General features: G+C 62.3%; 16 protein-coding genes. All 16 read right to left on the bottom strand.

Features of this window, described 5'->3' with window-relative positions:
* Positions 1-1995: glycosyltransferase (locus ACE3SS_RS12195; RefSeq protein ID WP_374594287.1), on the bottom strand; the 1995-nt coding region annotated here is incomplete at its 3' end.
* Entirely contained in the window at positions 1992-3149 is a 1158-nt protein-coding gene (locus ACE3SS_RS12190; RefSeq protein ID WP_374594285.1) for a glycosyltransferase family 4 protein, read from the bottom strand. The genes ACE3SS_RS12190 and ACE3SS_RS12195, both read right to left, overlap by 4 nt.
* The gene (locus tag ACE3SS_RS12185) at positions 3146-4447 is read right to left on the bottom strand and encodes a lipopolysaccharide biosynthesis protein (RefSeq protein WP_374594284.1); all 1302 of its coding nucleotides are present in this window, start codon (positions 4445-4447) and stop codon (positions 3146-3148) included. Before ACE3SS_RS12185 ends, ACE3SS_RS12190 begins: the two co-directional genes overlap by 4 nt.
* Positions 4448-4530: 83 nt before the next feature.
* Positions 4531-5238, bottom strand: coding sequence for an exosortase C-terminal domain/associated protein EpsI (locus ACE3SS_RS12180; RefSeq protein ID WP_374594282.1), 708 nt, complete (start codon positions 5236-5238; stop codon positions 4531-4533).
* On the bottom strand, positions 5235-6179 hold the full coding sequence (gene xrtB / locus ACE3SS_RS12175; RefSeq protein WP_374594280.1) for an exosortase B: 945 nt from the start codon (positions 6177-6179) through the stop codon (positions 5235-5237). Before xrtB ends, ACE3SS_RS12180 begins: the two co-directional genes overlap by 4 nt.
* 33 nt (positions 6180-6212) lie before the next feature.
* Positions 6213-7346 carry a GDP-mannose 4,6-dehydratase gene (gene gmd, locus ACE3SS_RS12170; protein WP_374594278.1) on the bottom strand — a complete coding sequence of 378 codons (1134 nt, stop codon included), beginning with the start codon at positions 7344-7346 and terminating at the stop codon, positions 6213-6215.
* Between the two features lie 35 nt (positions 7347-7381).
* Entirely contained in the window at positions 7382-8323 is a 942-nt protein-coding gene (locus ACE3SS_RS12165) for a GDP-L-fucose synthase family protein (protein WP_374594276.1), read from the bottom strand.
* A 73-nt stretch (positions 8324-8396) separates the two neighbouring features.
* Positions 8397-9305, bottom strand: coding sequence for a polysaccharide biosynthesis tyrosine autokinase (locus ACE3SS_RS12160; protein WP_374594274.1), 909 nt, complete (start codon positions 9303-9305; stop codon positions 8397-8399).
* Positions 9306-9322: 17 nt separating this feature from the next.
* Positions 9323-10756 carry a chain length determinant protein EpsF gene (gene epsF / locus ACE3SS_RS12155; protein ID WP_374594272.1) on the bottom strand — a complete coding sequence of 478 codons (1434 nt, stop codon included), beginning with the start codon at positions 10754-10756 and terminating at the stop codon, positions 9323-9325.
* A gap of 94 nt (positions 10757-10850) precedes the next feature.
* Positions 10851-11666, bottom strand: a complete 816-nt coding sequence (epsE, locus tag ACE3SS_RS12150) for a polysaccharide export protein EpsE (protein WP_374594270.1) — start codon at positions 11664-11666, stop codon at positions 10851-10853.
* A gap of 140 nt (positions 11667-11806) precedes the next feature.
* Positions 11807-12523 (bottom strand): CAAX prenyl protease-related protein, encoded by a 717-nt coding sequence (locus tag ACE3SS_RS12145; protein WP_374594268.1) that lies wholly within the window; start codon positions 12521-12523, stop codon positions 11807-11809.
* 170 nt (positions 12524-12693) lie between these two features.
* Positions 12694-13899, bottom strand: a complete 1206-nt coding sequence (locus ACE3SS_RS12140; RefSeq protein ID WP_374594267.1) for a CaiB/BaiF CoA transferase family protein — start codon at positions 13897-13899, stop codon at positions 12694-12696.
* Between the two features lie 77 nt (positions 13900-13976).
* On the bottom strand, positions 13977-14888 hold the full coding sequence (locus tag ACE3SS_RS12135) for a hypothetical protein (RefSeq protein WP_374594265.1): 912 nt from the start codon (positions 14886-14888) through the stop codon (positions 13977-13979).
* A 132-nt stretch (positions 14889-15020) separates the two neighbouring features.
* Entirely contained in the window at positions 15021-15440 is a 420-nt protein-coding gene (locus ACE3SS_RS12130; protein ID WP_374594263.1) for an ExbD/TolR family protein, read from the bottom strand.
* Between the two features lie 19 nt (positions 15441-15459).
* Positions 15460-16269: a MotA/TolQ/ExbB proton channel family protein gene (locus tag ACE3SS_RS12125; protein WP_374594261.1), complete on the bottom strand. Its 810-nt coding sequence runs from the start codon at positions 16267-16269 to the stop codon at positions 15460-15462.
* Positions 16270-16272: 3 nt separating this feature from the next.
* On the bottom strand, positions 16273-16666 hold a 394-nt coding region (locus ACE3SS_RS12120), incomplete at its 5' end, for an energy transducer TonB (protein WP_374594259.1).

Below are 16666 nucleotides of genomic sequence, written 5' to 3'. Positions count from 1 at the left end.
CAGGTAGTAGTCCGGCAACTTGGTCTGGTTGATGAACCCCGCGAAATGAGTCTGGATTCCCCACTTCTGAGCGGCCGCCGCCGCCAGCTTGTCGAGATCGGCCTGCAATTCGCCTGCGCCAACAAATAGCAAAAACAGCTGACTCCGCACGGCGTGGGGCATGTGCCCAAGTGCTTCGAACAGGAGTTCGGGATTTTTCTTCGGAATGAATTTGCCGAAGAACGCCACGACCTTATGGCCGGCAGGCACGCCGAGCGCCAACCGCATGTCATCACGCCGCTTTGCACGCTCAGCAAGACTCAGCGATGCGATGGGGTCGGGCACAGAAAAATGCGCCGTCGAGATGTTCTGCGGCGAAATGCCATGCTTGGCCAGGTGCTCGTAATTCAACACACCAAATGAGAATGCATGCCGCACAGGCGCATACATCAAACGGTACGCCAGATAGCGCGCCAATTTCTTCAACCCACTGCGACCATCTGCAAACATCTCATCCTGCGTTTCCTGACGGATGAGGATGGGAATACCCAAGGCCAAAGCCGATAGATACGCGGCCCGGTCAAAAGCATATCGAGAGTGAGTGAGCACCACCGCCTTGGGTCGTTCCTTGCGCAGCAACGTGAAGATGCCTCGGGCAGTCAGGCTCCCGGGGTTGCTCAGTGGAATGCCCCGCTCATTGCCCAACACTCGGAATGCGTAGCCCGTCATCAGGGGGGTGTCCCATTTGACCTCTGCGCCGAATTCTTTGTCGACACTCCCGCCTCGCACTGAGAAGTCGGATGCGTAGATGACTTCAAACGAGTCAGGCACCGCCTTCTGCAACTCCTGATAGACCGGAGCCTTGTATTGAACGGGGTGGCTGTCAAAGAAATACACCTTGTTTTTCATCGCCAAACCGCTCTGATCCATCACTTTCAGCCCCTGCCCTGCAGCACCCAAGCGCTGAATCACTTCTCGGCAGAGGTTTTCATTGCCCATGCCCGCCTCAATGACTCGCTTTTGACCTGCCTCCTTGATGCGGGTGCGCAGAGCCTCGTCGTTGAGCAAGCGCTTGATCTGCTCGGCGCATTCTTCTGACGATGACCAGAAGACAGCCTCCTCGCCCTCACGGAACAGACTCACATGCTCAGCGGTGCGCTCGGCACACAACAGACCTCCCGCATACGGAATTTCAAGCGTCCGCGTCGTGTGTTCGTCTCGGTTTCGTTTTGACAGCAATCCCAAGCAAACCTTGGCACCGCGAATCGCGTTCACATAATCCACGCCGGACAAGCTACCTCCGCGCCAATAGGGTTTGAGCAGTGGCCACACGGTCGAGTGATGCCAGTTGTCACCCCAAATGGCCGGCTTCAAGCCCTTGCGAATCAGGTCCAGCAGAAAGTAATCACGCCCTTCTCCGCGAATGCAATACCCCACGAAGGCAACATCAACTTTGTACTGCTCGGGGATATCGCCTGCGTCGCCCAGTGGTGCCTTGTGCGCCACTTCGTCGTAGCGTCGCCAAAGATGAATCACATCTTTAGCTCCCAACGCCTTGAACTCGGCCACATTGAATGGTCGGACAACCACGCAGAGGTCGTACTCGGGAATGGCGCGACGCAAAGTCAGGAACCTGATGTAGTCGCGCGGACCAGACGGATCATCGTGGTTGAACAAGACAACCTTGTTACTGCGCGTTTTCAGAAACCGAATAGCCGCAGCGCTCAGCAACTCACCGCTATCGACCCAGCACAGGTCGTATCGCTGCCCGGCAAGCAATGTGCTCCGCAACCATTGCACGACATGCCGACGAGACAACGTGTAACCAGTTCGGTAATTGACTGCCCCCAGCACGCCACTGGTCATCCAGCGCAGCGCTTGGTAGGGATCCAGAATGTCGACATGACAACCAATGCGGCGCAGAGCTTGAGCGCGGTGGCACGAAGTTGACGCTGGATTGGAGTCTCCAACGTACAGCGCGCGCAACTGTCGAGTCGATGCCTGTTCCACGGTCACGCGGCCAACTCCTCATAAAGGCTATACGCCTGGTTGCCGTAAGTTGACCACCCGCCCAGCTCCTCAACACGCAAACGAGCGCGATGCGCCATGGAGCGTCGCAATTCGGGCTGATCAGCGAGCTGCTGCAACCTATCTGCCATAAGCTGGGGGGCCCGGACGGGCACGATGAACCCCTCGACGCCATCTGAAAACAAGTCTGAAGCCCCCGTGTGTGCGCTCGCCACGACTGGACAGGCACATGCCATAGCCTGCGCCTGCACCATGGCCAACCCCTCTTCGAGACTTGGCAGCACCAACACGTGACTGACGCTCATCAGGTCTCTGAGTTTTGATTGGGGCAAGTGGCCCAGGATGCGCACCTCTCCCGGCCACAGCTTCAAGGCCTTCATTCGCTCAATCAAACGAAGATCAACAGCGCCAGCAAACGTTAGCGTTTTGCGCGGATGCTTCAGCCGTTGATACGCATGCAATAGATCAGGAACGCCCTTACGGATGCTCATCGCCCCTGCAAATAGCACATCAAACCGAGATGTATCGGGCTGCGCCGTGGGGCGGAAGTTGGCAACGTCGACTCCGTAAGGCAGTTTGTGGACCTTTGCGGCCGGCACACCCTGGCTCAGGAAAGACTCAACATTGAACGCAGAAGGCACGGTGATGCAATCGGCCTCGGAATACTCTGCTTCCTCACGCTCCACGATTCGGGGGTCGATGCCAGCGAATGGCACCCCCCACCGGGCATGCTCTTCCTTGAGCAACCGGTCCTGAACACGAATATGCGTCGACCCTCGATCACAAACATAACGCGCGCCGCGGCTTCTCGCCGTGCGCCCCGTTATCAATGCGGAACTGGATAACCCAACAAACACATCGCATTCAGGCAACATGCCAGCGACGTGTCGGTCGAGCGAGATGCGATCGAACCATTCCCATTGCCGCATCAACCCTGCATTCAGCTTCAAGCGACCCGCAACGGCCATGTAAAGCCCATGCACCCATGGGAAGGTACGAATCAGATGAAGCGGGATGGCCTCGCTCTTCAGCTTGAAGCGCGGATAACCCGTGAACAAGGCCGTCAGTGCATCGCGGCGCTGCAATTCTCTGGCCAGATCGAAGGTATGGAATTTGCCAAGCGTGGACAGCACGACCTTCATGCGAGTGATCCATGCGTAACAGTTGGGCCATCGGACAACAAGCGCCGGCTCAGCATGAGGCAGATGAACACCATCAATGCCTCTGCGATCAGCATGGAAATGCTGACACCCATCAAGCCCCAGGGATGAGCCATCGCCCACCCTAACGCGAGCATGAATAGAGCCGCAAACAACGACCACTGCGCGAGCCCCATGTGCTGGTTGGTAGACATCAGCAAAACACGTGACACGTGCTGCACGCCGCCCGCTGCGGCATAGGTCAACAACACCAACATCAGCCCGCTGTCGTAACGAATGACTCCATGCGTCCAGACCTGCAGCAACCAAGGACCGACCAGAAACAGCACGAGACTCATGCCAATCGCCAACCCGCTACCGATCAACGTGGAGCGCGAATAGAGAGCCTTCACAGCCCGTGCGCCACCTTGCCCGTACAGGCGAGAGAACTCCGCCCACAGCGCGAAACTGAAAATGCCAGTCAACTGAACAGCCACACGGGCCAGCGTTCGGTAGGTATTGAACACCGTCACGACGGCAGGGCCCAGGAGGTTGCCGACCAGCAAGGTCGATCCCTGAAAACTCAGTGCATTCGTGAGCGGAAATGCCATGAATGTGACGGCTGGAACGGCCATGGACTTGACCTCGGCAAATCGGGCATCTGCGAATCCATATCGAATGCCGCCGGCATCCTTTCGCGCGATCAAGGCCAACACAATCACCGCCATCACGCGCACAGCCAGCCCTGTCAATGCAACGCCACTGAATGTCCCCCAGATATACAAGCCGACAATCCAGCCGCCCCACTCACTCAGGCGAAACACATTCGAAAAGAGAGTCCCCAAGGCATAGCGACCAGTCGCGCGAAATATGGCGTCGGCCAACCCAGAGAACAGCGACAACAATACCCCCAGCACCAACGCAGCAAGTGCGATCCGCTTGGACAAAAGATCCAGCCCTGGAAGAGGCGCCATCAAGATCAAGGGAACGGTCAGCAGAGCCAGCCCGCAGCAGGCCACGATCATGAACACCAGCGCGCTTTGAAAAATCTGGTTTGCCTGCGCTGAATCTCCTTGCCCCATCGCCATGGTCATGCGATTGCCAGCCGTGTTGACCATGCCAACATCCGCCATCAGGAGATAACCGGGCACGGCGGACAGCATCAGCCATACGCCATAAGTTGTCGCGTCCCACTTGTGGAGGAAAAGCGGCAAGGACATCACCTGAATGATGACGTTGACACCCTGTCCAAAAGCGTTCGCCCCCAAAGACGCGATCACGCGTCGAACCAACGGACTCATGGTCTGCGCCCTTCCGTCAGCCGAAACAGGCGACACGAACGCGCACGTTCCAGATCACAAAAGGGGAGCACAACGCGAACGCATCAATTGGCGATGGAGCCAATTACGAGCTTGCGCCCCTCAGGGCCAATCGCGTCAAGCAGATCACGCGTGAACTGATCCTGCACGTCGAACGAATCATTGCGCGGGGTGATCTCGGACACGCGGTAAAGCATGCCGTCGACCAGGTAGCCGCGCACCGCCATGTGCAGGCGCGCCAGGTTGCGCTCTTTGGAGCCGCGCACCACGGTATCGCCCACCCGCACGAAGAAGGTCAGGGGCTCGATGCGCGGGCCCATGGTAGTGGCCAGGCGAACAACCTTGATCGGGCCATACGGCGTGGTGATCTCGTGCTCGGTGCGCTCGTCGACCCGAAAGCCCTGCGAGGGGTAGCACTGCTCAGGCGTGTGCAGTTGGGTATCGGTGGACTGGTTGCGACCGTAGGCGATCGACAACATCAAAATGCGGCCGGTGTTCTTGTTCTTGAACGTGCGCGCAAAGGTTTCGTTGTAGATCTTGGCGAGCGTTTCGGCCTGCACGGGGTCGACGATGGCGCGCGAGGCGTAGGGGAGCTCTTCCCAGTCGCCAAAGTTGTGCGGAATGATGTGCTCGTAGTTGGGCTCGCCCAGGGCGACCGACCAGAACTTGCGCGGGCGCAGCGCCTCGGCGGCGGCCACCGATCCGAACATGACGGCCACCGCCAGTGCCAGCAGCACGGGCTTCACGGTTGCGGGCTTGAAATACATGCTCATGCCTTTGCCGGAGACACCCGGCTCGAAATGGCGCGCAGCAAGCCGTCGATCGAGATGATCAGCAGCAAGGCGCTGACGAACAACACGATGCCGGCAAAGCCGTGCAGGAAGCCTTGGCCGACCTCGTCACCAAAGTAATAGGTGAGGAGCACCAAGAAGCCCACGCGGATCATGTTGGCGGTGAACGAGATGGGCACGATCAAGGTGGCCAGCGTGATGTTGCGCAACCACGAGGTGTGCTGCACCACGTTGAGATAGAAGATGCCCAGCGCTTCGAGCATGAACAAGGTGCGCATGCCGGAGCAGGCGTCGGCCACCAGCAGTTGATATTGCCCGATCGACAACACCACGCCGGTCCGCCCGATCGGGTAGCCCGCCCAGGTGAGGATGGAGGCCACGGCGATGGAGACCTTCAGCTTGATGAACTGGCTGATGGGGTCGACGATGAAGCCCGGCAACGGGATCATGAAGATGAAGAAGAAGAGCGGGAACTTGAGCTTGTTGAGCAGCGTCCACCCGCCGATCAGCAAGATGGCTCCGGCCAGCATCGGGATGAAGGCCCCCACCTCGAAGTAGATGATGCCCAGCGCGCGGCCGGCCACGTACATCGAGAAGCCGATCAGGAAGCACGGCCACGCCCACAGGCTGCTGCTCAGGGGTTTGCTGGGCACGTAGTCGTGCCAGCGCGTGACCAGCAACCACAGCGACACCATGAGCACCACCGGGCCATGGGCGTGTTCGTCGTTGCTCCACAGACCGGCGTCACCCGGCTTGAGCAGGCCATACATCGTGGGGCCGAACATGCCCAGCAAACCGATGGTGACCCAGACGATGTCCCACGACACAGGCAGCCAGTCACGCGGCGCGGCAGGGCCGGCCGCCTGGCCGGCGCGTTGGTCGGGAGGCGATGCTTCGCGGGAGGACTCGCTGACTGCACTCATGGATGGTCTCGATGCCGACGCGCGGCTGCTCAATTACTCGTGATAGTCGTATGCCTGGAACCCCGCCTGCTTGACGAGGTTGTCGCGGCGCGCCGAGGTGTAGTCGCTGACCACCATTTCCTTGACCAGTTCCTGCAGCGTGGTCTTGGGGGTCCAGCCCAGCTTGGTCTTGGCCTTGCTGGGGTCGCCCAGCAGGGTTTCGACTTCGGTCGGACGGAAATAGCGGGGGTCGACCTTGACGATCACGTCGCCCACCTTGCACTTGGCCAGCAGTTCGCCGTTGACCGGCTCGACCTTCACGACACGGCCGATTTCTTGCTCGCCTTCCCCTTCGAACGCCATCGTGACGCCGAGTTCCTTGGCGGCGAATTCGACAAACTGACGCACGCTGAATTGCACGCCGGTGGCGATGACGAAATCTTCAGCGTGGTCTTGCTGGAGCATCAGCCACTGCATCTCGACGTAGTCGCGCGCGTGGCCCCAGTCGCGCAGCGCGCTGAGGTTGCCCAGGTAGAGGCAGTCTTGCAGACCCAGGGCGATACGCGCGATGGCGCGGGTGATCTTGCGGGTGACGAAGGTTTCGCCGCGCACCGGGCTTTCGTGGTTGAACAGGATGCCGTTGCAGGCATACATGCCGTAGGCCTCGCGGTAGTTGACGGTGATCCAGTAGGCGTAGAGCTTGGCCACCGCGTATGGGCTGCGCGGGTAGAACGGCGTGGATTCTTTTTGCGGGATCTCTTGCACCAGGCCGTAGAGCTCGGAGGTGGACGCCTGGTAGAAGCGCGTCTTCTTCTCGAGACCCAGGATGCGGATGGCTTCGAGCAGGCGCAGCGCGCCGATGCCGTCGGCGTTGGCGGTGTACTCGGGCTCTTCGAAGCTCACGGCCACATGGCTTTGCGCGGCGAGGTTGTAGATCTCGTCGGGCTGCACCTTTTGCACGATGCGCACCAGCGAGGTCGAATCGGTCAGGTCGCCGTAGTGCAGGATGAAGTTGCGACCATCGACGTGCGGGTCTTGATAGAGGTGGTCGATGCGGTCGGTGTTGAACAGGCTGCTGCGACGCTTGATGCCATGCACCTCGTAGCCCTTCTTCAACAGGAACTCGGCGAGGTAGGCGCCGTCCTGGCCCGTCACGCCGGTGATGAGTGCGACTTTCTTATGCGACATGTGGTGGTCCGTATGCGAGAGATTCGTTGTGACATTCATTGGCGGAACGGGGCGGCCTCGTATGCCTGCTCGATACCCCGGCGCAGCGGCGTGCGGGCCTGCCAGCCGAGATCGGCCAGGCGGGTCACGTCGAGCAGCTTGCGCGGCGTGCCATCGGGCTTGGTGGCGTCGTAGACGATACGCCCCTCAAAACCCACGACGCTCATCACGGTTTCGGCCAGCTCGGCGATGGTGACGTCCGTGCCGCAGCCGACGTTGACCAGCGGGCCATCGTAGCCACGCTCATAGAGGTAGACGCAGGCGTCTGCCAGGTCGTCGACGTACAAGAACTCGCGGCGCGGCGTGCCCGATCCCCACACCACGTATTCGTGGTCGCCGCGCAGCTTGGCCTCGTGCGCCTTGCGCAGCAGGGCCGGCAGCACGTGGCTGTTGGCGAGGTCGTAGTTGTCGTTCGGGCCGTAGAGGTTGGTCGGCATGACGCTGACGTATTGCCGGCCGTATTGCTGGTTGTAGCTCTCGCAGAGCTTGATGCCGGCGATCTTGGCGATGGCGTAGGGCTCGTTGGTGAGCTCCAGCGAGCCGGTGAGCAGATAGTCTTCTTTGATCGGTTGCGGGCAGTTGCGCGGGTAGATGCAGCTGGAGCCCAGGAACATGAGACGTTGCACGCCAGCCAGGTGCGCGCCATGGATCAGATTGGCCTCGATCATGAGGTTCTGATAGATGAAGTCGGCGCGGTACTGGTTGTTGGCCTGGATGCCACCGACCTTGGCGGCGGCAATGAAGATGTAGTCGGGCTTCGCGTCAGCCAGAAACTGATGCACGGCGCGCTGGTCGAGCAGATCGAGTTCGCTGCGGCTGCGGGTGACGACATTGGTGTAGCCCGCAGCTTGCAAGCGGCGAACGATGGCGCTGCCCACCATGCCCCGATGGCCGGTCACGAAGATCTTGTCGCTCTTGTTGATCTGGAAAGTCGCCATGGGGCACCCTGAGAAGCCGGGGCGCACCCCGGCCTGCTGTTCACGCAAACACGGCGACTATCGCCGCCTTTGATTAATACTCGTTGACGAGCATGCCGGCGACCTTCACCGAGCCCTTGCCCAGTTGCTTGACCAGGCCCTGCAGTGCCGGCACGCTGCTGCTGTTCTTGCGCCCCACCACCAGCGCCGCACCGCAGTGGGTGGCGATGATGCGGGCGTCCGACCCCTTGGATGCCGCCGGGGTATCAACCAGCACGTAATCGAACTTGCTGAGCAACTCGCGCAGCAACAGCGACATGGCGGGCTGCTGCACCAGCTCGGACGGGTTGGGCGGCACCACACCCACCGGCAACAGGTAGAGGTTGGGCAGATGCTTGACCGGCTTGATCACGCGCTGCTCGGCTCGCCCCGACAAGATGCCGGTCAAGCCACGACTGGAGTCGACCGCGAAGACTTCGTGCAGGCGAGGCGAGCGCAGGTCGGCATCGATCAGCAGGGTGCGGCCCGGCAGCTGGCTGAACGCCACCGCCAGGTTGGCCGCGATGAAGGACTTGCCGTCGCCCACGTTGGGGCTGACGATGGCCACGGCGCTACGCGCATCGTCGGCACCCATCACGCCCATCAGCAACTGCGAGCGCACGTCCCGGAAGGCCTCGACCTCTTCGCTGAACGGCTCGTTGGCCACCACGAGCTCGTCGTGCAACTTGGCATCCGCCATTGGCGCGTAGGGATAGTGAAACTGCTGCGCCAGCGCCCAGGTGACATCCTCGGGACGAGCCAGGCCGAGCGCAATGGCTGCCTCGCCAAACCGCACCCCGTGCTCGCGCTGGTAATGCAAGGCTTGCTCAACCTGATCATTCGTCAGGCCCTTGGTGCGGCGCAGGATGTCGCCCAGCGCCGGGTCTTGAATGGTGTTGGTGGCCTGCTCGGCGTCTTGCCCCAGATCGGACTGCGCGAACGACGAATCAGTGGCCTTGTTCATTGAGCCTCGTTGGAATCTCATGTTGCTGCCTTGCTGCTCAATGCCTTGAAACGCACGCCTCCGAGCAGACGCTTGGAAGCGGTAGCTTCAGTCTTGGACTTGGATATGGTGAACGACGGGATGACGCTGACCAGCGGCAGGTGCACCAGGGCCTCGATGTCGTCGGAGCTGCGCAGGCGGCGGTCGCGTCGCTCTCGGACGAGCGCTGACGCGGCAGCCAGCCCGCTCGCCAGCAGAAAACCGAGAACCGTGTTAACCAGCACTCGCGGGCTGGACGGAATCGACGGCACGGTGGCGAATTCGAGGGCGGCCACATCGGCATGCACCGCCTGGCTTTCGAGGCTGGTCATGTTGAGTCGCGCCAGCACACCGTCGTAGGCCTTCTGGGCATTGTCGACATCGCGTTGGAGCAGCGCCGCTTCATCGCGTTGCGCCTTCATCTTCAACACCTTGTTGCGCTGCTCCTCCAGAGCGGAGCGGATCTTGCTTGCGTGCGACACATTGACGGAATCGGTAATCCCGACGCTGGAGGTGATTTTGCGGATTTCGCGATCCAGACGGCGCTGCAAGTCAGCGATGTTCGACTTCAATTCGCGCACTTGCGGATGCTGCTCGCCGTAGCGGGTAGACAGTTGCTCGAGCTGACCTTGCTGACGCACCAGATCTGCCCGCAGCGAGGCGACCAGACTGTTCGACAGCACCTCGGGCATCTGGTCGCCCTGGCGGGCGGCTTCTGCCTTGCGACTACCCGAGTCAGCCGCAGCAGATTGCGCAACCACCAGTTGAGTCGACAACTCGTTCAAACGCGCCATTTCGACATCGAGCCGGTCATCGGTCACGACCAGCCCTTGTGCGCGTTGAAAATCCGACAGCTTGGTCTGCGCCTTCTCGAGTTGTTGACGCAACTGTCTGGCGTTGGCATCGAAGAACTGACTGTATTGCTTTGCCGGCTCAGTGCGCAGTTCCATGCTGGTATCCAGATATGCCTGGATGAAGGCGTTGGTGATAACGGTGGCGAACTGCGGATCGGGCAGGGTGTAGGACACGCTGATCACGTTGGAGCCTCGCGAGGGTCGCACATCCACCCCTTTACGCAGGCTGGTTGCCAGCCACGCCTCGAAGTTACCGGTGCCCCCGGTGTCTTCTTGCCATTTTTCTCGCCATGCGGGCGATTGATCGAGCTTCAGGCCTGCGACCACCTTGCGCGCCACCCGTTCGCTTTGCAGCACGTCGATCTGCGTCAGCAGATAGCTGGGTGCCGCCACGCCAGCCAGCACCATGCCAGCGATCGGGTCGGGCGACTTGATGTCGACCACCACTGAGCCGCTGGCCGTGTAATTCTTGGGCAGCACGAAGGTCAACGTGGTGATGCCGCCAAACACCAGGGTGAACACGATCAAGGCGACCAACCAGCGCGCCCTCAAGATGGCAAACAGCTGCCCAAAAGTCATTGCAAGCCCCAGTAGCAGGAAAGAAGCGTCATGTCGAACCAGTCAATCGGGGCAGCCTGCCGTGCGCGACCTGCGGCCCCTCGGTATCTGTCTATCAGAACAAGCTCTCGCGCACGTAAATCACGTCGCCGTTTTGCAGCAGATCGTCCATAGTCGGTTTGCTGATCTCGACTTGCCCTGCCGCATTGCGACGATGCAGAGCCAGGCCTCGTTCCGTGCCGCGCAGGGTCGGGCCACCGCCAGCAGCCAAGGCCTGACGCACGGTCATGCCGCGCTCCAGGCGCAATTGACCGGGGCGCTGCACTTCGCCGTAGATATAGATCATCGGAGCGCGCGCGACGTAGATCACGTCGCCGTTCTGAATGATGGGGTCTTGACCATTGCCCGAGGCGCCGAACAGGCTGGGCACGTCGATTTCAAGGCGGAAGGGCTTGCCGTTGCGCTGCCCGGTAAGCACTGCAACTTCAGCGCCGTCAACCTGCGCGCCACCCGCCAGCGCCAGCAAATCGGTGAAACGCATGCCGGCCACGTCCAGCGGGTAACGACCCGGACGATTGACCTGACCCAGGATCGACGCCTGGTTGCCCTTGACCTGCGTGACCAGGATCGTCACCTGCGGATCGATGATGTAGCGCCCTTTTTTGAGCCCGTCCGACAGCGTCTTTTCTGCCTGACTGATCGACAGGTCGCCGATCTTGATCTGCCCCAGCAGCGGGAAGCTGATCACGCCGGACTCCGAGATGCGGGCGTCGAGCGTGAGGTCGGGGTTCTGGTAGACCGTGACGTGCACGATGTCGCCCGCGCCAAGCACGTATTCCTTGCCCGCGGGCTGGTTGCCGACTTGGGCGGACGCCCCCAGCGCGAACATCAAGCCAATAGCGGCAACGATCCAGTGGAAGAACCTAGTCATGAACATAAACCTTTGAGTGCTGTCTCGTGTCGGTCGATTCAAAGAGGGCGCAGTGTACGGGTCGGATATGACAATCGCTCGACCACCGCGTACGGACTATCAAAATAGCTATTTTCTACCTCAACGATAGGCCGTTCGGCCTACCAAAATTGCCAATTGCCGGTAAACACGACCCAGCCGCCCAGCAGCCCGTTGGTCACCCCGTGAGCCACGATCGGAGCCCACAGCGAGCCGGTGCGGCGGTATAGCCATGCGTAGACCAGGCCGGCGACGATGGCGGCGAGCCACAGGGTGTGCGCCAGCATGAAAACGAAGGTTGACAACGCCACGGCCTTGACCGTCACGCTGCGCGGATCAACCTTGGCAAAGTCGGGGTTGTCGACCCAGCGCATCAGGAACGAGCGCCAGAAAAGCTCTTCCATGACCGGCACGAGCAGCGCGGCGCCGATCCAGCGCACGCCCACCAGCGGCCAGATCAGATGACCTTGCGCATCGACTGGCCGGAAGGTGGCCGTCGCCTGCCCGGCCTTGCCCATGCCGATCGAGGCCATCAGGTGATCGAGCTGCATCCAGGGGTAGTCGAGCTGGATCCAGATGACGAATACCGCCACGCCGGCGGCCACGGCGGATGCCAGCGCCCCAGGCTTCAGGCCGTTGCCGGCGCCGAGTTCGGCGTATTCGCGCCAGAAGAACGCCAGCGCCGCGCCCACGATCAGCACCGTGAAGCCGTAGACCCAGCGCGGGTCGATGCCCGCCGACCCGTCAGCCGGCAATTCGCCGCGCACGGCCAGCAGGATCATGAAGAGCACGAACGGCAGCACGCGGGCGATCAGCGGGCGCGATAGTCCAAATGGCATCCCGTACCTTTCTGGTTCGAGTGATGAGGGCGAGAGTTGAGCCCGAGGCCATTCGGAGCAGCCTGTTCGGGACGCGACGCATTGTCGAGGCGAACGGCTCGCGGAGGTTCCCTCATCCGAGGCAGCCACCCCTGACTCAAGGGGGCTTTTTCGGTCAACGTTACCTCTGACTACACATTTGACTTGGCAGACGGCAGCGCCCCCAGCACGGCCTCGGTGTCCTGCCCCAACGCGGGCGCCAGCCGGGTGACCTGCCCGGGGGTGAGCGACAACTTCGGCACGATGCCCGGCACCTGCACGGTCAGGCCGTCGGGCGTGGTGACGTTCAGCAGCATGTCGCGCGCCGCATAGTGCGGGTCTTCGGCGATGTCGCGCGCCGTGTAGATGCGCCCCACCGGCACGCTCACGGCCTGCAGCACGCCGAGCACCTGCGCCACCGGGCGGGTGGCCGTCCAGGCGGCGATGGCGTCGTCGATCTCGCCCACCCGGGGCACCCGGCCGGCGTTGGTGGACAGACCGGGGTCTTGCGCCAGATCGTCGCGGCCGATGGCCACCATCAGGCGCTTGAAGATCGAATCGCCATTGCCGCCGATCACCACCTGGCCGTCGGCGCAACGGTAGGCATTGCTGGGCGCGACCCCCGGCAGCGCCGACCCCGCCGGCTCGCGCACCGCCCCAAACGCGCTGTACTCGGGCAAGAGGCTTTCCATGCAGTTGAAAACCGACTCGTACAGAGCCACATCCACCACCTGCCCCCGCCCCTTGGGCGCCTCGGGGCTGACCGTGTGGTTTCGATGCTGCAGCGCCAGCAAGATGCCGATCACGCCGTGCAGCGCCGCCAGGGTGTCGCCCAGGCTGACCCCGCAGCGCACCGGCACGCGGCCCGGCTCGCCTGACAGGTGCCGGATGCCGCCCATGGCCTCGGCCACGACGGCAAAACCGGGTCGGTCGCGATACGGCCCGGTCTGCCCGAAGCCGCTGACGCGCAGCATCACCAGGCCGGGGTTGCCCTTGGACAGCTCTTCGTAGCTCATGCCCCAGGCTTCCATGACGCCGGGCTTGAAGTTCTCGATGACCACGTCGGCATCGGCGATCAGCGCCTTGGCCAGTTCGCGGTCGTCGGGCTGACGCAGGTCGAGCACCACACTCTTCTTGTTGCGACTCTGCACCTGCCACCACACGCTGGTGCCGTTGTGCAGCAAGCGCCATTGGCGCAGCGGGTCGCCTTGCCCCGGCGGCTCGATCTTGATGACGTCGGCGCCAAAGTCAGCCAGCGTCTTGGCCGCGAAAGGGCCGGCGATCAGTTGGCCGAGTTCGATGACTTTGAGGCCGGACAGGGCGGACTGGGGAATCGCAACGTGTTCAGTCGTGTTCATAGCCCAGCATGGTAGCGACACCCGCCAACAAAAAGGGCCGGCAAAGCCGACCCCTTTCGTGCCAGACGAGCAGCGGCTCAGGCGCGACGACGGCGCGCCACCATGGCAGCCGAAAGCAGCCCCAGGCTGGACAGCACCACGGTGCTCGCCTCAGGCACGGCGGCGACAGACGTGCCGCTCACCGACACCGTGGCCGTCAACGTGGCAATTTGGTCAGACGACGTGGTGTTCAAGAAAGTCACGCCCAGCTTGCCCGAGTTCGTTTGCAGCAACGGACGCCCATCGGGCGACACAAAAACGGAACGGTAGTAGCCGTACACGGGGTCGTAAACATAGGTGTAGTTGCTCGAGCCCGACACCGAGGCCGTCAGCGAGGACGACGAATTCTGCGAGCCCCCCACCCCCGGCCCGGTCAGGGACAAGGACACACCGGCGCTGGCCGTCTCGGGGTTGGTGTAGTAGCAGCAATAGTTGCTGGTGTTCTCGACCACATTCAGGGCCGAAGCGTCCACCCAGGCATCCGCGGTGATGATCAACGCAGAGTTGGCGCTGAGCTTGATGCCTCCGCCGTAGTACGAGTTGGCATCGATCGATGCGCCCGCGCTGTAGCTGGTTTTACCCTGCGTGGACGTGCCGCTTGCCATCAACGAGGTGTCGGCAATCGCAGACGACACGCTCACGCCACTCACCGACTCGGTCTTGCTGAGGTTGCCCAGCGGCGTCAGGTCAACGATCTGGTAATTGACGGTGGAATACGGGCCGGCGTTGTTTTGCACCTGGCCGGAAATCCTGTCCGGCGCGCTGTAGCCGTTGTAGGACGCGGTAGACAGCAGTTGGAAGCTTGGTGCAATGCCGTCATCCGGAGTCAAATCGACCAGTTGAAAATGCAGGTTGGTCAGCGAAGCTGTAGATGAGGCCGCTGCAAACGCGGAAGTGACCACCAACATCGAGGCAGCCGCCAAGGCGCCTTTGAGGAACGAGAACTGCATGAAATCTCCCTTAAGAGTTCAGAAATAAAAACTCACGGGCGATTACACACATTGCAACAATTCAGGGGAATCCCTCATCAGAGGGCGAAGATGCGGTGGATTTCGTCACAAAAAACCGCCGCCTGAGCGCGACTACTTCCGGTCCGGCTCCGTCACGAACCCCACCTTGGCCAAGCCGGCCTTGGATGCGTCGGCCATCGTCTCGGCCACCGCGCGGTAGGCGGTGGCCTGGTCGACGCGCAGGTGCAGCTCGGGTTGCGGCTGCTTGAGCGCCTCGACGCGGAAGCGGTCGGCCGCCTGCTCGCGGGTCAAAGCCTCTTTGCCCCAGAAGCGCGCCCCCGAGGCGTCGATCGAGAACTCGATGGCGTCGGGCTTGGGCGGGCTGACTTGCGAGGTGGCGCGCGGCAGGTCGAGCTTGACGGCGTGGGTGAGCAGCGGCGCCGTCACCATGAAGATGACGAGCAGCACCAGCATCACGTCGATGAGCGGGACCATGTTGATCTCGGCCATCGGGGCGCTGGCGTTTTTCTGGTCGAAGCTGGCGAAGGCCATGTTGCAGTCCTCTCGACGATCAGGCCGACGGGCCCTTGGCTTGCAGCGAACGGACGTTGCGCGGCGGCTCGTCGCGACCATCGACCGCGCCGCCCTTGAGCGAATGGCCGGTGGACAGGAAGGTGAACAGCTCGAAGGCGAAGGCATCGAGCTTGGCGGCCATGACGCGGTTGCTGCGCGTGAGCCAGTTGTAGCCCATCACCGCGGGGATGGCGACCGCCAGGCCGATGCCGGTCATGATGAGCGCCTCGCCCACCGGGCCGGCGATCTGGTCGAGCGAGCTGGAGCCGCTCTGCCCGATGGCCAGCAGCGCGTGGTACACGCCCCAGACCGTGCCGAACAGGCCGACGAAGGGCGCGGTGGCGCCGATGGTGGCGAGCACCGCCAAGCCGCTTTCGAGCTCGAGCGTGGCCTCGTCGAGCACCTTCTTGATGGTGCGCGTCAAGAAGTCCTGCTCGCTGCCGGCTTCTTCGAGCCGTGCCGCGCCGTATTTGGCGTGGTGGGCGCGGGCCCGCATGGCGTGGGCGGTGAGGTGCGAGAACGGATCTGGCGCGCCGTGGGTGCTGATCTCGTCTTGCACGGCTTCGAGCGAGCGGGCGTTCCAGAACAGACTCAGAAAGGCGCGGCTGCGGCGTTGTCGCGTGAACATCGCCACGCCCTTGGTGACGATCAGCACCCACGAGACGAGCGACATCAGCACCAGGATGCCGAGCAGGGTGTGGCCGACCGCGTCGGTCTGGCCCAGGAAGTGCGCAAAGCCCAGCGCCGGAGCGGCCGGGGTGGAAGCCGCTGCGGCAGCGGCCAAAGGGGTGACGGCAAGGTCGGTCATGGTTCAGCAATCCAACTGGAAATTGATCGTGGGGTGCGCGCGAATCGGGCGCGGCTGCCCCGCTTCGACGTAGGGTTTGAAACGGGCGGCACGCATGGCCGTGAGGGCGGACTGGTCGAGGCGCGAGTAGCCGGATGACTTTTCGACCACCACCTCGACCGGCACGCCCCATTCGTTGACGAGGATGTTGAGCGTGACGATGCCGGTTTCGCACAACTCGGTGGAGGCGCGCGGATAGACCGGCTTGAGCGGGTCGAGATACCGCAGCGCGCTCGACGCCACCAGACGCGGCACCGGCGCGGGCGCAGCGGGTGCCTCCTCGACGGCCGGTGCCGCAGGCGCTGCCGCCACGGGCGCCGCCGGAGCGGCCACCGGCGCCACGACCGGCGCGACAGGC

The sequence above is a fragment of the Aquabacterium sp. genome, from assembly GCF_041915145.1.
In the GTDB taxonomy this organism is placed as follows: domain Bacteria; phylum Pseudomonadota; class Gammaproteobacteria; order Burkholderiales; family Burkholderiaceae_C; genus Aquabacterium.
Note: the sequence above shows the minus strand (reverse complement) of the source record. Positions and strands in the feature narration are given on the sequence as shown.

Bases quoted from the DNA above. Each gene is read 5' to 3' on its own strand.
- ACE3SS_RS12190 (WP_374594285.1), bottom strand. From the start codon at position 3,149: ATGAAGGTCGTGCTGTCCACGCTTGGCAAATTCCATACCTTCGATCTG.
- ACE3SS_RS12185 (WP_374594284.1), bottom strand. From the start codon at position 4,447: ATGAGTCCGTTGGTTCGACGCGTGATCGCGTCTTTGGGGGCGAACGCT.
- ACE3SS_RS12180 (WP_374594282.1), bottom strand. From the start codon at position 5,238: ATGAGCATGTATTTCAAGCCCGCAACCGTGAAGCCCGTGCTGCTGGCA.
- xrtB (WP_374594280.1), bottom strand. From the start codon at position 6,179: ATGAGTGCAGTCAGCGAGTCCTCCCGCGAAGCATCGCCTCCCGACCAA.
- gmd (WP_374594278.1), bottom strand. From the start codon at position 7,346: ATGTCGCATAAGAAAGTCGCACTCATCACCGGCGTGACGGGCCAGGAC.
- ACE3SS_RS12165 (WP_374594276.1), bottom strand. From the start codon at position 8,323: ATGGCGACTTTCCAGATCAACAAGAGCGACAAGATCTTCGTGACCGGC.
- ACE3SS_RS12160 (WP_374594274.1), bottom strand. From the start codon at position 9,305: ATGAACAAGGCCACTGATTCGTCGTTCGCGCAGTCCGATCTGGGGCAA.
- epsF (WP_374594272.1), bottom strand. From the start codon at position 10,756: ATGACTTTTGGGCAGCTGTTTGCCATCTTGAGGGCGCGCTGGTTGGTC.
- epsE (WP_374594270.1), bottom strand. From the start codon at position 11,666: ATGACTAGGTTCTTCCACTGGATCGTTGCCGCTATTGGCTTGATGTTC.
- ACE3SS_RS12145 (WP_374594268.1), bottom strand. From the start codon at position 12,523: ATGCCATTTGGACTATCGCGCCCGCTGATCGCCCGCGTGCTGCCGTTC.
- ACE3SS_RS12140 (WP_374594267.1), bottom strand. From the start codon at position 13,899: ATGAACACGACTGAACACGTTGCGATTCCCCAGTCCGCCCTGTCCGGC.
- ACE3SS_RS12135 (WP_374594265.1), bottom strand. From the start codon at position 14,888: ATGCAGTTCTCGTTCCTCAAAGGCGCCTTGGCGGCTGCCTCGATGTTG.
- ACE3SS_RS12130 (WP_374594263.1), bottom strand. From the start codon at position 15,440: ATGGCCTTCGCCAGCTTCGACCAGAAAAACGCCAGCGCCCCGATGGCC.
- ACE3SS_RS12125 (WP_374594261.1), bottom strand. From the start codon at position 16,269: ATGACCGACCTTGCCGTCACCCCTTTGGCCGCTGCCGCAGCGGCTTCC.